The sequence below is a fragment of the Pedobacter sp. CAN_A7 genome, assembly GCF_015752175.1.
Taxonomy (GTDB): Bacteria; Bacteroidota; Bacteroidia; order Sphingobacteriales; family Sphingobacteriaceae; genus Pedobacter.
In genome coordinates this window covers 136532-154055 of the sequence record NZ_JADOUW010000004.1, presented here as the reverse complement: position 1 = coordinate 154055, position 17524 = coordinate 136532, and the positions used below count along the sequence as shown (strand labels likewise).

Below are 17524 nucleotides of genomic sequence, written 5' to 3'. Positions count from 1 at the left end.
CATCTTGCGTAACGTATCTCTCCTGATAACCTTTTTGGTTATTCTTTTTCAGGGACAGCAAGCTTTATCTCAGGAGGAAAGCACTGTTGCTCCTGATAGCCTAAAAAACACGTTCGGCTGGAAAGAACGGCAGGATCTTGGTTTTCGCCTGGGGCAAAGGGAGGTGGAATACGACGCCGTAAGTAAATTATACATGATACGGGAAAAATCAGGCGGGCGTTACCTGTCTGCACCACAGTATTTAACGGTAGATGAATACCAGCGCCTGCTGAATGCCGAAATGAAACGCCAGAACTGGCGCCAATACTCCAATGCTGAAATTTCCCAGATCCGTGAAACCGGTATTATCCCAAGTCTTCAAGTAAACGACGCTTCTTTTGAGCGCCTTTTTGGTGGCAATACCATCAGCATAAAACCACGCGGAGAAGCGGAACTGACCTTTTTTGGCCGGGTGAATAAAAACGAAAATCCTTTATTAAACGAGCGTCAGCGCAAGCAGACAAGTCTCGATTTTGACCAGCGCATTCAAATGGACCTGGTAGGCCAGGTGGGCACCAAGCTGCAGGTGAACATGAATTACAATACCGAAGCTCAGTTTGACTTTGAGAATCAGTTCAAGCTGGAATATACGGGTAGCGAAGATGAAATAATTAAAAAAATAGAAGCCGGGCAGGTGAGTTTTCCTTTAAACACAACCCTGATGACCGGTATGGCCTCGCTTTTTGGCGTAAAAACGCAATTGCAGTTTGGGCGACTAAGTGTAACCTCTGTTTTCTCACAGCAGAAATCAGAAAGCAGGGAAATTCAGATCAATAACGGGGGGCAACAAAGTGAATTCAGGTTTGGTGCCGATCAGTACGAAGCAAACAAACATTATTTCCTCGCTCAGTATTTCAGGGAGCATTATAACCAGGCGATGAGCAAAGCGCCGATGATTACGAACGGGATTAACGTGACGAAAGTGGAAGTGTGGATTACCAATAAATCGGGTGCCACACAAGATTCCAGAGATGTGCTGGCCCTGTTGGATCTCGGGGAAAATAATCCCTACTCAAATACCCTTGTTCAGGGGGGAGCGGGTTTCTCTGCTTTACCCTCAGGCTTTAATTCCTCAGCTTTTCCGCGTTTTTCTAATGATTTGCTGACTAAACTTCCTGCCGATGCCAGACAAAGCAATTCCAATGCGGCCATTTCATTTTTTCAGGCCAATGGGGGTACAGATAACTTTGCCCGACTAAGTTATGCACGTAAATTAACCGATAGGGAGTTTAAATTCCATGCCCAGCTGGGCTACCTGTCATTAAATAACCCCTTAAATGCAGATGAGGTATTGGCTGTGGCCTATCGCTATACGTATAACGGTGTGGAGTACCAGGTGGGAGAGTTGAGCAGCGATGTGCCTTTTGATCCAACAGTGCCTAAAGTGCTGTATGCAAAGTTATTGAAAAATGAGACGATCAAGACCTATTTGCCAAGCTGGAACTTAATGATGAAAAACATTTATTCCATTGGCGGGTATCAGATTAGTCCGCAACAATTTAAATTAGACATCTTCCGCATCGACGAGCAAACAGGGGTGGAGCAGGCTTTTATGAGGGAGGGAGAAAAGATTGATGCCGAAACGAAAACCCCACTGAAGAACAAAACCTGGTTGCAAGCCACCCGTTTAGACCGCTTGAACCAACAACAGGAAATCACACCGGATGGGATTTTCGACTTCCAGTGGGAAAACAACCCTTTTTCAGGAGGTGGTTACTTCGGTGAGCAGCCTGGTCTGGGTAGCGGTAACGCCTTAGGAAACACAAGCAGTAATTTTAATGCTAATGCTTCCAACGCTTCAACTAATCCTAACATTTCAAACAACACAAACGCGAATGGGGGTTTAACTGCTTTTGCAACATTGGGACAAAGCGGCTACATTACCATTGATGCAAAACAGGGAAGTATCATTTTTCCGGTCCTGGAGCCATTTGGTAAAGACCTGGCCAGTCAGTTTTATGCAGCAGAGCAAAACTTAATTGATAAATATACCTACCAGGCTTTATACGATTCGACAAAAGTTGTGGCACAAACGCAGTTTATTGCTAAAAACAGGTACATTCTAAAGGGTAGCTTTCAAAGTGAGAACACCAATGAATTTAACTTAAATGCCATAAATGTGGCCGAAGGGTCGGTTAGGGTGTTTGCAGGAACTTTGCCTTTGCAGGAGGGCCTGGACTATACGGTCAATTACATGAGTGGGACGGTGAAGATACTGAACCAGAGTTTGCTGCAAACGGGACAGCCGATCCGCATCACCACAGAAAACAACGAACTTTTCGGTCAGCAGCAACGTTCCCTTTTCGGCACACGCCTGGATTATAAGGTGAATAAAAACCTATACCTCGGTGCCACCCTGATGAACCTGAGTGAGAAACCACTAACCCCGAAGGTAAACCAGGGCGAAGAACCGATATCCAACACCATGTGGGGGATGGACCTGAACTACAGTTCGCCATCACGCTTTTTAACGAAGATGGTGGATAAACTGCCCTTCCTTTCTACCAAGGAACCCTCCAGCATTACCTTTTCCGGCGAGTTTGCCAGGTTAGTTCCTGGTCACCCGAAAGCTTTAAATGCCAATGGAACCACTGCCGGAACCAGCTATCTCGATGATTTTGAAGCTGCACGTTCGGTGATCGACCTGAAAAGTGCGTTAACCTGGCAGCTGTCGGGTACGCCACAGTTGTTTCCTGAAGCACAACTGGTGGATAACCTTGCCTACGGCTATAACCGCTCCTTAATTGCTTTTTACAATATCGACCCTAACTTTTATTACGGTAACGCTTCTACTTTGCCCGAATCTTTGCGACAGAACCGTACGGAATTATCAAATCATTACGTACGAGAAGTACTGGAGCAGGAAGTATTTCCCTTTAAAGACCTGGGTGCTGGTCAGGCTTTAGCCTTGCCGACCCTTGATGTGGCGTATTACCCCACAGTGCGTGGCCCTTATAACTATAATACCACAGGTTTTAACGCTGACGGCACCTGGGTAAATCCGCGCAATAAATGGGGTGGTTTGCTCCGCCGCATGGAAACCAACGATTTTGAAGCACAGAACATTGAATATATTGAGCTTTGGGTGCTGGATCCTTTTCTGTATAAACCAGCTTCCACAGGTGGTGATCTTTATTTTAACATCGGTAACCTGAGTGAAGACATTTTGAAAGATGGCCGTAAATCATTGGAAAATGGATTGCCAACCGATGGTGATGCCAGTCGCTACGACGAAACCAATTGGGGCAGGGTGCCAAAACTGCAACCTGCAGTAGCCACATTCGACAATAATCCGGCATCCAGGAAAATACAGGATGTAGGTTTAGACGGTCTATCTAATGCGGAAGAGCAGGTGAAATTTGCTACACCACTGCAACAAATTTTAGGGAAGTTATTGCCGGCGGCTGCTGCAGAACTGGAAAATGATCCCTCGACGGATGATTATGCTTATTTCAGGGGCACGGCCATGGACCAGCGCAATGCAGGTATTTTAAATAGATACCAGCGTTTTAATGGTACCGAAGGAAATTCTAAAACACCCAGCCAGTCGATGCAGGATTTTGGTGTCGAAAATTCTGCTGCAACGGCCCTGCCCGATGGCGAAGATGTGAACCGCGATAACAACATGACGCAGTCGGACGAGTATTTCCAATACAAAATCTCTATGCGCCCGGCCGATCTGGTGGTGGGTAAAAAATATGTAACCGATAAAGTGACTTCACAGGTGAAGCTGTCTAACGGACAAACACAAGCGGTCAATTGGTACCAATTGCGTATTCCATTGAGTGAATACGACCAGCGCATGGGCGGCATACAGGACTTTAAGTCCATCCGTTTTATCCGTTTGTTTATGACGAATTTTGAAGATACCACGGTGCTTCGTTTTGCAAAAATTCAATTGGTGAAAGGCGAATGGCGCCAATACAATGGGCTAAACGAGGCTTCGAAAGTAATTACCGATCCAAACCTAATTGCGGTTAACGCCGACCAGTCGACATTACATGTAGCCACCATTAACATAGAAGAAAACGGTAAGCGGGCCCCGATTCCATATGTTTTGCCTCCAGGCATAGAAAGAGAGCGCGATTACAGCAATTACCGCACAGAAACCATTCAAAATGAGCAGTCGCTAACACTAACCGTAAAAAACCTGCGTGATGGTTATGGGCGTGCGGCATTTAAAACTGCCATCAATGATTTCAGGGCTTACAAAAACCTGGAAATGTATATCCATGTGGAAGCAGAGGCTAACAGCGTGTTAAACGATGATGACTTGAGTGCCTTTTTAAGGATCGGTACCGATAACCAGGATAATTATTATGAGTATGTGCAGCCGCTGCTTGTTACCCGGCCGGGTACTGCAAACCCGTATGCCATTTGGCCGGAAGAAAATGTGATGCGCATTGAACTGGAACTGTTCCAGAAAGCCAAGCTGGCGCGTAATGCGGCCGTACTTCCTAACGGACAATTATGGCCGCCAAACTTGCCCTATGAATACCGCAATGGCGCCAACACGATTATTGTGAAAGGGCAGCCAGACATGAGTAAAGTGCGGGTATATATGCTGGGCGTCAAGAACCCATTACGCAACCAGGCGGTGCAGGCAAGTGATGATGGTTTGGATAAACATGCACAAGTGTGGTTTAATGAACTTCGCTTAACGGAGTTTGATGAACGTGGTGGCTGGGCAGCCAGTGCAAGGGTGAATGCGCGTTTAGCTGATTTTGCAGACATTAACCTTTCTGGTAGCACATCGACCATTGGATTCGGTTCGCTGGAGAAAAAAGTAAGTGAGCGTAACCGCGCCGACCATGTATTTTTTGACCTGAGCACCAGCATGGAACTTGGTAAATTCTTTCCCGATAAGTCGGGCATAAAAATCCCGCTGTACCTCAGTTATGCTAACCAGGTGAGCACACCACAATATGACCCATTAATTCCGGATGTGGAGCTTAAAAATACCCTTGCCGGCAAGTCCGACCAGGAGAAAAAAGCCATCCTGAACTATGCACAGGATCATACCACCAGGAATACCCTGAGTTTAACCAATGTGCGTAAAGAACGTACAGATCCAGATAAAAAGCCACAATTATGGGATGTGGAAAACCTGAGTGCCAGTTATGCCTACAGCATTTATGAACACCGAGATTTTGTAAACCAGAACGCTATACAGCGCAGTTATAGAGGCTCACTGAATTACAACTATTCGGCGCCAGCGGTCATGATCACACCTTTCGAGAAACTGATTAAGTCGAATACCCTGGCTTTACTTAGGGACGTTAACTTTAGTTTGTTGCCCTCATCCATAAATTTTAGGATCGAGCTGGATCGTTTTTATGCAGAAAACAGCCTGCGCGACAATAACCCTTCCAATGGTATCCCTATCAATACCACCTTTAATAAAAACTTCCTGATTACCCGGGTATATGGCATTTCCTGGAACCTGACCCGTTCTTTCCTGCTTGATTTTGATGCCACCAATTATTCCATTATTGATGAACCCGACGGGCGGATAAATGGTTTAAAAAGAGATACCGTATGGCAAAACCTGCAACGTTTAGGGCGCACCACCGATTATGCACACAACCTGAACCTGACCTATAATTTGCCAATCAATAAAATACCCGGCCTGGATTGGGTAAACGTAGCCACCCGTTATGGAACTACTTTTAACTGGCAAACGGAGAACCAGGTGACGTTGCGTGATCCTCAGGTAGATTTAGGCAACACCGTACAGAATTCCAGAACCATACAGGTAAACCCTACACTGAACCTGAGTAGCTTTTACAGCCAGCTGGGCTTACAGGGGTCCCGGGATAACACCGGTGCCGGGCGTAATCTGTTGATGGATTTGTTAACTACGGTGAAAACCATTAATGGGGCATATACACAAACCAAGGGCATATTTCTGCCGGGGTACCTGCCGAAAACGCAATATTTTGGTATCGATGAGGCCAGCGGAGCACCGGGTTTAGGATTTGTGTTTGGCAGTCAGCGAGACATTAGGCTCATGGCCATCAACAACGGCTGGATCACCACCGACACCCTGCAATCGCAATTGTACATCAACACGCTGCGGGAAGACTTTAGTTTAACCAGTACCATGGAACCCATACGCGACCTTCGCATTACACTGACGGCTAATAAAAACAGAACCCTCAACTATTCCAGCAATTTCAGGTATAAAAACGAAAGCGCAGGATTTGATAATTTGAGTCCGAATACTACCGGTGATTATAGTGTAACCTTTATCACCTTAGGCACGGCATTTTCTGATCAGAAAGGCACCCTGGCATCTAAGGTGTTTCAGGCGTTTATGGATAACCGGCAGGTGATTTCGCAGCGCCTGGGGGTATTAAACCCTAATTCTTCGGGTACCCAGAATGGCTTTGCCGATGGTTACCAGAAAGAATCACAGGATGTAGTTATTGCAGCCTTTCTAGCCGCTTATACCGGCAAGGAAGCCGGCAGCGCGCGTATGAATGGTATGCCCAATATCCCTTTGCCCAACTGGCGCATCAGTTATGGCGGCTTAAGCCGGATAGCTTTCCTGCAAGAACATTTTAAATCCATCGATCTTCGTCATGGCTACCGCTCTGTATACAGCGTAAACGGCTTTAATTCGCTCCAGAAATATGCAGAAACTGGCGGTGCGGTGAGCAGCAGGGATGTGAACAATAATTTCCTGCCTGCCTATCAGTATTCGCAGGTAACGATTGCTGAACAATTTTCGCCATTGATTGGGGTAGACACCCGTTTAAAAAATAACATGACCCTTAATTTTGAAATGGGACGCACGCGATTGCTGGGCCTCAGTCTGGCCAACAGCCAGCTGGCACAGCTTTCTGAAAACAACATGGTTTTCGGCCTTGGTTACCGAAGTAACAAATTCCGCTTTCCCTTTGGCCTGTTCAAACAGCTAAAGCTGGATAACAATATGGATGTGAAACTTGATGTGGCGCTGAGGGACAACAAGACCATTATTTACCGCGCTGATGTGGAAGCGGCAGAAGTATCGGCAGGTGCAAAAAACATTACGCTAAGGCCAAGTGTTGACTATGTGCTTAACAAATTGTTCAATGTGAAAGTCTTTTACGATTCCAATATTACGCAACCCTATACCTCACAAACCTTTAACACGTCGTACAGTAATTTTGGTTTTAGTTTAAGAATGATCTTTAATTAGCGTTGATATAGCGCAGAAGAATAATTAACTTTGGCAACTAAAATAGAAAAGAATGAATTTTCCATCAGAATTAAAATATACTAAAGACCACGAGTGGGTTCGTGTAGAAGGTAACGAAGCTGTAATAGGAATCACTGATTTCGCACAACGTGAATTAGGCGACATCGTTTACATCGACATCAATACTGTGGGTGATGAAGTAGAACAAGATGAAGTTTTTGGATCTGTGGAGGCTGTTAAAACAGTATCTGATTTGTTTATGCCGGTAACAGGTACCATCAATGAAGTGAATGCTGCTTTAAACGATAATCCTGAATTGGTGAATTCTGATCCATATGGTGATGGATGGATGGTAAAAGTAACCCTTGCTGATGTAGCTAGTGTTGACGGATTACTTGATGCAGCTGCTTACCAAACCTTAGTTGGCGCTTAATAGATGAATTTATTTAAAGCATTAAAGTACCAGGGCTGGGCAATTGCCTGGTCTATATTTATTTTAATACTTTGTTGCATGAAAATGCCAGACTCTGGGAGTTCTGGCTTTTTTTTTGAAGGTTTTGATAAAATGGTGCACCTGGGCTTTTTCTATGTATTAACCATCCTGCTTTTCTTTGGTAAAATCAGGTACCAGCATCACTACCGTTTCAGCATTGTCACCATATTTAAAATTATTCTGGTTACCGCTTCTATTGGGGCTGCCATCGAAGTGGTACAAATGCTATTTTTCCCTTATCGCTCTGCCGAATTGTGGGATTTTGCCAGCGACATGCTCGGCGTAATGATGGGCGTTTTCAGTTATGTGGTGCTCCATTTGGCCGATTATGGCAAAAATAATAAAGGTGATGTCGTAAAATCCTGATCATTTCCTCCTGCCTTTATAATCCCCTTATTTCTTGTATTTAAAATGTTACTTATTAATTAATAAGTAGCATTAATCTTTCCGCCTGTTCTGGCGTCTATACCACTAAAATAATCCGATACCACATTTTTATGATAAGAACTTTTACCGCAGGCTTTACCTTTTTTCTGCTCATCACCCTGGCTGCATTTGCACAGGCTCAAACGACCACTACAGTTTCAGGTAAAATATTGAATGCGAAGGATAAACTTCCGATTGATTATGCCACGGTTGCCATCAGGAGCCTTCAGGATTCCAGTGTGGTGGGAACAACCAATACCGAAAAGGATGGTTCGTTTACGGTGAATGGATTAAAATCTGGTAACTACCGCCTGTATGTAGCTTATCTGGGTTTAAAAAGCACCACAAAAGATTTTACCGCCAATGGCGCCCCTGTTCAATTGGGTGCGGTGGAAATGGAAAATTCAGGCCTCGACCTGAACACTGTAGAAATTGTGGGTGATGCCCCACCGGTGAATGTTAAAAAAGATACCATTGAGTTTAATGCAAGCTCTTTCAGGGTGCGTGAAAATGCCGTGGTGGAGGATGTGTTGAAGAAACTTCCCGGCGTGGAAGTGGCAAAAGACGGTTCTATAAAAGCACAGGGCGAAGCCATTACCAGGATTAAGGTTGATGGTAAGGAGTTTTTTGGCAATGACCCATTATTAGCCACTAAGAACTTGCCTGCCGATATGATTGACAAGATCCAGGTGATCGACCAAATGTCTGAGCAATCGCAGTTTACCGGTGTCGACGATGGCAACCGCGAAAAAGTCATCAACATCACCACCAAAAAAGATAAAAAGAACGGTATTTTTGGAAACAGCAGTATCGGTTATGGATCTGACGACCGTCACGATGTCAATGTAAACGTCAATAAATTTAATGGCGATCAACAAATGTCGGTAGTGGCACAGTTTAATAATGTAAACAAACAAAACTTCGGCGGCGGCGGCGGTGGTGGCGGAAGAATGCGAATGGGTGGTGACGGCGGGGGCCAGCAAGGCATTACCACTACGAACGCTGCAGGTTTAAACTATGCCAATATCTTTAAAAATAAAACAGAAATTAACGCCAGTTATTTCTTTAACAATACGTCCTTATTTAACGAACAACAAAGTCTGCGTCAAAACTTATTGGGAAATACAACCACTACCTTTGCCAATAACTTAAACAGTACTACCGAGCGTACAAATCATCGTTTTAATTTCTTGCTTGATACTAAAATTGACTCCACCACGTCCATTAAGGTGCAGCCTAATTTCAGCCTGACCAATACGGATTTAATCAGAAACAGTGATTATGTGAACAACTTTGCAAATTCTGAAACCATTGGTGACCAGGTGTTTAAAACCAACTCTTCTACACCTTCTTTTGGTAACAACTTATTGATCAGAAAGAAGTTTTTGCGCAGAGGCCGTACGCTGTCTTTAAACGTTAACACCAGCTTTAACCAAAGCGATTCAGAAAACTACAACGCTATACAGAATTTTACCACTAACTCTTTGGGTACTTCTCAGGAATTCACCGACCAGTTTAACGATTCGGAAAGCAAAACCATTAGCAATACTTCCAGGTTAGTGTATACTGAACCATTATCGAAAACTTTAAGTCTGGAACTGAACTATGAGAACCGTTACAACTTCTCAGATTCGGAACGTTTTACCTATAACTTTAACCCGGTTACGTCAAGGTATGACCAGATTGATGATACCTATAGCAATACCTACGAAAACACCACTTTAACCAATGCGGTGGGTTTCAGCTTTAATAAAACGGCTAAAAAATACACATGGAATGCAGGTTTGGCCGTGCAGCATACCGATCGTGAAAACGCAAACATTACCACAGGTAACATCATTAACCAGGATTTTTACAACCTGACCCCAAGTGCGCAATTCCGTTATACATTTAGCAACAGCAAACGTTTAAGAATCAACTACCGTGGTAATACACAACAGCCAAGCATTTCACAAATCCAGCCGATTCCGGATAATACCGATACACAAACGATCCCGGTGGGTAACCCTAATTTAAGACCATCTTTTACCAATAATTTAAGTGTCTTTTATAATAACTTCGACTTTGCCAATTACCGTTCACTCTTTGTATTTGTGAATGCCAATCAAACCATCAACGCTTTTGGTAACAACAGTACGCTGATTGCCAATGATCCTGATTCGACCAGAAATGGTAAAATTGCGGTATTGCCGGTTAACGTAAAAGGCGTGTTCCAGGTAAATGCTGGTTCATATGTAGGTTTACCCTTAATTACAGGTAATAAATTGAACCTGAACATTAACTTAAATGGTTCATATGGCCGAGGGGTTAACTTTACCAATTCCATCGAAAACATTTCTAATGATTACAGCATCACCAATGGTTATAAGCTGGTATCGGTATTCGACAAAATTGACTTTACCGCAGGCATCAACGGGACTATGAACCGCAGTACCTACTCGGCAAACCCTAATCAAAATACAACCTATTACACGCTGAGCCCGACCTTAGACATTAGTTACCTTTTGCCAGGCGATATTCGTATAGCAGCTGATGTTGACTATTTCCAGAATACAGGCAGGGGAGAAGCTTTTGATACCAATTACACTTTGTTAAATTCGTTTGTGAGCAAACAGTTTTTTAAAAATAAAGGAACGCTGAAGTTTGCTGTGAACGATATCCTGAATCAAAATCAGGGGATTTTACGTACATCGAATAATAATACCATTACCGACTTGAATTACAATGTGTTAAAACGTTACTACATGGTTTCCTTTACCTATTCCTTAAACCGGATTGGTGGAAAGAACATTGATGGCGCACCACAGGGTCAGGGAGGTCGTCCGGGTGGACGCATGAGAATGTAGGATAAGCCTTAATTATTTGGAATTATTATAAATAAAGGGTAATTTGCGGAAAAATATAGATAATGAAACTATCGCAACTGGGTAAGGGAGAAACTGGAACTATCGTGGCATTTACCGATTTGGAAATGTCTGTAAAACTAATGGAAATGGGTTGTTTACCAGGCGAAACAGTCGAGGTAGAACGCTTTGCTCCACTGGGAGATCCTATGGCCATACGCGTTGCTGGTTATCAACTTTGTCTGCGTAAAGACGAAGCATCCATGATTATAATTTCGTAAAAGATTTGGTAGCTGCTTTAAAAATTGCCCTGGTTGGGAATCCGAATACTGGGAAATCAACACTGTTTAATTTATTAACTGGACTCCACCAAAAAATAGGGAACTTTCCTGGTATTACTGTCGACAAAAAAATTGGTTACTGTAAACTACCCAATAAACAGGCTGCAGAAATTATTGACCTGCCGGGTACGTATAGCTTATACCCGAAAAGCAAGGATGAAAGCATTGTTTTTCAGGCTTTAGCCGATAAACAAAACCCCGTACACCCAGATCTGGTTGTATTAGTGGCTGATGCGACCAACCTGAGACGTAACCTTTTATTATATTCACAGGTGGCCGACCTGGGGTTACCAGTAATCCTGGTGCTCAACATGATGGACATGGCCAAAAAAGAAGGCCTGGAAATAGATGTGAACCTGCTTGCCCAAAGACTGGGTATACAGGTAGTTGCCATTTCTGCCCGCGGTAACAGCGGCTTAGATGAATTAAAAAATGCCATTGTTAACAGGAGTACCATGGCTACCCAGCTTGCGGGTGCCGATGTGAGCGTACTGGCACCTGATGCGATTACCGCTGCACAGGGCCTGTTAAACGCTGATAATGAATATTATGCGCTGCAGATGTTACACCAACACCAGCACATTTCTAATATCCCTTTAGGGGTTCATCAGGAACTGGACAAAATTAAAGTCCAGGCTGAATTTGAATCATCTAAACAACAGGCTGCCGAAACCATTTCCCGTTACCGCTACCTGAGCACCATCCTTACGGGGGTCATTAAAGATACCGGTGCCGCACGTAAATTTGGTTTCAGCGATAAAATTGATTCCGTACTTACCCATAAGATTTGGGGTTTTGCCATTTTTATCTTTATCCTGTTTTTCATCTTTAATGCCATATTTTCCTGGTCTACATACCCCATGGACCTTATTGAAACCAGTTTTGCCTGGTTAACGGAATATGGTCATGCTCACCTGCCCGAGGGTTTGTTAACAGATCTTTTTCTCGACGGGATCCTGGCTGGTTTAGGCGGGGTGGTAATTTTTATCCCACAAATTGCGATATTATTTGCTTTTATCTCCATACTGGAAGACACAGGTTACATGGCAAGGGTTACGTTTATGATGGATAAAATCATGAGCAAATTTGGCCTGAGTGGTAAATCTGTGGTACCCATGATTGGGAGTCTGGCTTGTGCAGTGCCCTCTATTATGAGTGCCAGGAACATTGAAAGCTGGAAAGACCGTATTATTACCATTATGGTGGCACCACTGGTGAGTTGTGCTGCACGTTTACCAGTATATACGTTATTAATTTCGCTGATTATTCCTAAAGAGCATCTGTTTGGCTTTATTAACCTGCAGGGTTTAACGCTAATGGGCATGTACCTGATCAGCATTTTTGCTGCGGTGATTGTGGCTTTTGTGATGAAATTCCTGATCAAGGCTAAAGAGAAATCTTACTTTATTATGGAGCTGCCGGTTTACCGCATGCCTCGTTGGAAAAATGTGGTGTATACCATGTACGAAAAGTCGAAAACTTTTGTGGTGGAAGCCGGTAAAGTTATTATTGCCATTTCCATTGTGTTGTGGGTGCTGGCCACTTATGGTCCGCCAAGCCGTTTTGAAGCCATAGACAAAAAATATGCTGAAATAGAAGCAGGACAGGATAGTGTGCGCATCAGCACGCTGGAGCGGGACCATTCGGCCGAGCGTCTGGAAAACTCTTATGCAGGTATTTTGGGTCATGCCATTGAACCCGCCATTCGCCCTTTGGGTTTTGACTGGAAGATTGGTATTGCATTGATTACCTCTTTTGCGGCCCGTGAAGCTTTTGTGGGAACCATGGCCACCATTTATAGTGTAGAAGGTGGTGATGAGAATGTGGACACCATTCGTGGTAAAATGGAAGCGGCTACCAATTCACAAACTGGCTTAAAGGTGTTTACCTTTGCCACAGGTTTCTCGCTGATGTTGTTTTATGCTTTTGCCATGCAATGTATGAGTACTGTGGCCGTGGTGTACCGTGAAACCAAGTCATGGCGATGGCCAATGATACAGGTGGTTTACATGACGGTTTTGGCCTATGTGGCGAGTTTAATCGCCTACCAATTGCTCAAATAAAAGCTTTATCTTCGTTCTTGTGGAAAAAGATCAGGTACTCGCCCAATACATGCCGCCTGCTGCGGCTCCGGTGATCGCACGCTGGATTGATTATTTCCAATGTGAGTTTAAAATTGCCAAAGGGCGACGCACTAAATTAGGCGATTACCGGCATCCATACCTGGGCGCCGGGCACAAGATCTCTGTGAACAATGATATGAACCCTTATGCCTTTCTGGTCACTACCGTGCATGAGTTTGCACACTTGCTTACCTGGAACGACCATAAGAATAAAGTGAAACCGCATGGCAGGGAGTGGAAACATAATTTCAAAAGAATGATGCATCCCTTCCTGGAACAGCAAATCTTTCCCGACGATATACAGCAGGCCATTAGCCTGTACCTCCATAATCCTTCTGCATCCAGTTGTACTGATTTACAGTTGTCACGAGCCTTGAAAAAATACGACCAAGCCAGTAGCGGTTCCCGCCTGGAAGAGATTCCCCTACATACCGTGTTTACCATTAAGGATGGGCGTAAATTTAAAAAAGGGGAGCGCCTGCGTAAACGTTACCGTTGCACTTGTTTAGATAACGGGCATGTGTATTTGTTTAGTCCCCTTGCCGAAGTGTTACTGGCACCTACCGGTTCTTAAATCATCCAGTAATTATGCTTAATAATTCAGTAATCTTTCTACCGTATCTGGAAGACGGCTTTTAGCGAGGAAACTTTCTTCCAGGGTTTTGTTCATGGGTATGGCCGTATCCAGACTCGCGCATCGCATCACAGGAGCATCTAAATACTCAAAACAATGCTCAGCGATCCATGCTGAAAGCTCGGCACCAAAACCTGAACTCAGGGTATCTTCATGTAAGATCACCACTTTTCCGGTTGCCTTTACCGCTTTAAACACCGCTTCTTTGTCCCATGGCTGTAAGCTGTAAAGATCAAGCAGGTACACCGATAGCTCGGGATACTGGTTAATGAAACTCAGCGCCCAGTGCACACCCATACCATAAGTAAGGATACAAAAACCTGTGCCCTCACGGATTACCTGTGACCCGCCAATTTTCAGCGTATAATGGCCCTCTGGCACCTGGCCACTCAGGCTGCGGTACAGTGATTTATGCTCGAAATAGATCACCGGATTAGGATCTTCAATGGCCGCCAGCAGCAATCCTTTGGCATCATATGGGAAAGCAGGGTACACCACCTTTAAACCTGGCGTTTTGGTAAACCAGGCCTCATTACTTTGAGAGTGGAAAGGGCCTGCACCCGTACCCGCACCGGTAGGCATCCTGATGACTACGTCAGCTTTTTCGCCCCAGCGGTAATGTGTTTTTGCTAAATTATTAACAATCTGGTTGAAACCACAGGTAACAAAATCGGCGAATTGCATTTCCACCACCGATTTATACCCTTTGATGGATAAACCTAAAGCAGCGCCTACAATGGCTGATTCGCAAATTGGGGTATTGCGCACCCTTTGGGTACCAAAAGTATCACTAAAGCCTGCCGTAATCTTAAAGGCACCACCATAAGCGGCAATGTCCTGGCCCATGAGCACCAGGTTTGGGTATTGTTCCATCCCCAGCTTCAGTCCCTCACTAATGGCATCCAGAAAACGCATTTCTTTACTTGGGCCCTCTGGTGTTTTGACTTGCTGTAGGTAGGGGAAAAACATATCTGCCGTTTCGCGCTGCGGATCGGCCTGTGGTTCTTCTTCGCAGAAAGCAAGCTCCACATCCTGATCAATCTGTTTTTTAAAGCCAGTTTTTAAGTCCTCGCATAGGGCATCTGATAAAATGCCTTGCTCGTACAGATAAGCCTCAAAGTTTTTCACGGGGTCTTTTTTCTCCCAGGTCTCCAGTAAATGTGGCGGCACGTATTTAATGCCCGAAGCTTCTTCATGGCCCCGCATGCGGAAGGTTAAACATTCGATCAGTACCGGTTTAGGGTTTTTTCTTAGTCGTTCGGCCACCTCGCTGAGGGTGTCATAAACTTCCAGGATGTTATTGCCATCGATTTGCAGGCCTTCCATGCCGTAACCCAGGGCACGGTCTACCAGGTTTTTACAGCGGTATTGTTCTGAAGTAGGGGTGGAGAGGCCGTAGCCATTGTTTTCGATTAAAAAGATGACGGGTAAGTTCCATACGGAAGCCACGTTGAGGGCTTCATGGAAATCGCCTTCACTGGTGGCTCCTTCGCCGGTATAGGCTAAAGTAACACCAGGTTTCCCCGCCAGGAGGTCGGCAAGGGCCATGCCATCGGCCAGTGCCAGTTGCGGCCCCAGGTGCGATATCATGCCTACGATTTTGTGTTCTTGTGTACCAAAATGAAAGGAGCGGTCACGGCCCTTGGTAAAGCCGGTCACTTTGCCTTGCCATTGTGCCATCAGTTTCCACAGGGGCACACCACGCGAGGTGAAAACACCCAGGTTGCGGTGCATGGGCAGGATATAGTCGCCTGCGTCCATGGCCAAGGTGCTGCCCACGGCAATGGCTTCCTGGCCAATACCGGAAAACCATTTTCCAATGCGCCCCTGGCGAAGCAGGATCAGCATCTTTTCCTCAATTAAGCGAGGATAGAGCAGCTGTTTATACAAATTTAATAAAGTACGATTGTCTTTATCTTTTCTGTCAAAGCGCATGGATACAGGGTTAGGTTAAACTTTTTTGCTCTCCTCGTATTGCTTGGAGAAAGATTTTGGTGCTACTACGGGCATCTCGCGGTATTTTCCCCATATTTTTTTGAAAAGTAATTTCAGAAAAAAGTTTTTCATCTTGCCGCCAAACATATCCATCATGGATCTTTTGGCCATGCCTTTTTTCCAGATCTTCCAGCCGAAGGCTTCTGCTTTCGTGTTTTCATGTGCTGCAACAGCATCTCTGCGGTTGGCCAGCAACATCTTGTGGATGTCGATTTTTACCGGGCATACCTCTGTACACTTTCCACACAGGGTGGAGGCGTAACTCAGGTGTTTGAATTCCTTCATCCCTTTTAAATGCGGGGTGATCATGGAACCAATCGGGCCGCTGTAGGTAGTGTCGTAAGTGTGTCCACCGATGTTTTTATACACGGGGCATGCATTGAGGCAGGCACCGCAACGGATGCAGTACAAGGCCTGGCGTTGCTCTTTTTGGGCAAGCAGGTTGGTGCGGCCGTTATCCAGCAGAATTACATACATCTCTTCCGGTCCATCGGTTTCCCGGGGCTGCCTTGGGCCGCTTAAAATGGTGTTGTATACCGTTAAGTTTTGTCCGGTACCATGACTAGCCAGTAATGGCCAGAACAAGTCGAGGTCGGCCATCGAAGGAATGATTTTTTCGATGCCTACAATGGCAATATGTATTTTAGGGAAAGTGGTACACAATCGTGCATTCCCTTCATTTTCTGTCAACGCAATACTTCCGGTATCGGCAATTAAAAAATTACCTCCAGTTATGCCTACAGAAGCGCTTAAATATTTCTCGCGCAAAAGTTCGCGTGCTTTTTGTGTCAGTTGTTCGGGTGTGGCGTCCAGAGGGGTGCCAAAGTGTTCATGGAAAAGCTTCGCGATGTCTTTTTTACTTAAATGCATGGCCGGCGTAACGATGTGATAGGGTGCCTGACCCAATAGCTGCACAATGTATTCGCCTAAATCGCTTTCCAGTGATTCGATGCCATTTTTTTCCAGGAAATCATTTAAGTGGATCTCTTCGGTGGTCATAGACTTCGATTTGATCACCGATGTGCCACCTGCTTTCTTGATGATGTTCAGGATTTCGCGCTGGGCTTCTTCCACATCATTGGCCCAAATTACCTTGCCGCCTTTACGCTGGAAATTAGCTTCAAACTCTGGTAAATGCTTATCCAGGTTTTCCATTACCCTCCATTTGATGACGTTAGCCTTCTTTTTAGAATTTTCGAGGTTCTCGAATTTTGATAGTCCGCGGGCTACTGCAACGTTGTATTTACCAATATTATGATTGATAATGGTACGATGGTCGAGATCAAAAGCCTTTTCATCAGCCTTTACCAAAAAATCTTCTGCAGTTTTCATCATGTTCAAATATAAATATTTAGCCTGCACCAAAAAATAAAATCACGTTTATTGCAAATTTAGCGGGAAGCGAGGTTTCTCAGGAGGTAACAAGCGTCCTAGGTGCGAGCTG

Annotated in this window: 9 protein-coding genes; 7 read left to right on the top strand and 2 right to left on the bottom strand. The window is 44.7% G+C overall.

The genetic code is table 11. The features are described from left to right. Positions 1-4 precede the first annotated feature (4 nt). From sprA to IWX76_RS15400, 7 genes are all read left to right on the top strand, one after another. The gene (sprA, locus tag IWX76_RS15430; RefSeq protein ID WP_334642057.1) at positions 5-7225 is read left to right on the top strand and encodes a T9SS outer membrane translocon Sov/SprA; all 7221 of its coding nucleotides are present in this window, start codon (positions 5-7) and stop codon (positions 7223-7225) included. 52 nt (positions 7226-7277) lie between these two features. After that, entirely contained in the window at positions 7278-7658 is a 381-nt protein-coding gene (gene gcvH / locus IWX76_RS15425) for a glycine cleavage system protein GcvH (RefSeq protein WP_196860923.1), read from the top strand. A 3-nt stretch (positions 7659-7661) separates the two neighbouring features. Then, positions 7662-8084 carry a VanZ family protein gene (locus IWX76_RS15420; RefSeq protein ID WP_196860922.1) on the top strand — a complete coding sequence of 141 codons (423 nt, stop codon included), beginning with the start codon at positions 7662-7664 and terminating at the stop codon, positions 8082-8084. 131 nt (positions 8085-8215) lie between these two features. After that, on the top strand, positions 8216-10990 hold the full coding sequence (locus IWX76_RS15415; RefSeq protein ID WP_196860921.1) for an outer membrane beta-barrel protein: 2775 nt from the start codon (positions 8216-8218) through the stop codon (positions 10988-10990). A gap of 62 nt (positions 10991-11052) precedes the next feature. Next, on the top strand, positions 11053-11268 hold the full coding sequence (locus tag IWX76_RS15410; protein WP_196860920.1) for a FeoA family protein: 216 nt from the start codon (positions 11053-11055) through the stop codon (positions 11266-11268). A 5-nt stretch (positions 11269-11273) separates the two neighbouring features. Continuing rightward, a complete protein-coding gene (gene feoB, locus IWX76_RS15405) occupies positions 11274-13391 on the top strand; it encodes a ferrous iron transport protein B (protein ID WP_196860919.1) in 2118 nt (705 codons plus the stop codon). 19 nt (positions 13392-13410) lie between these two features. After that, complete coding sequence (locus IWX76_RS15400; protein WP_334642056.1) at positions 13411-14025, top strand: sprT domain-containing protein; 615 nt, start codon at positions 13411-13413, stop codon at positions 14023-14025. Positions 14026-14043: 18 nt separating this feature from the next. Here the strand turns inward: IWX76_RS15400 and IWX76_RS15395 are convergent, their stop codons facing one another. Further along, on the bottom strand, positions 14044-16020 hold the full coding sequence (locus tag IWX76_RS15395) for an alpha-ketoacid dehydrogenase subunit alpha/beta (RefSeq protein WP_196860918.1): 1977 nt from the start codon (positions 16018-16020) through the stop codon (positions 14044-14046). Between the two features lie 15 nt (positions 16021-16035). After that, positions 16036-17415, bottom strand: coding sequence for a LutB/LldF family L-lactate oxidation iron-sulfur protein (locus IWX76_RS15390; protein ID WP_196860917.1), 1380 nt, complete (start codon positions 17413-17415; stop codon positions 16036-16038). Positions 17416-17524 lie beyond the last annotated feature (109 nt).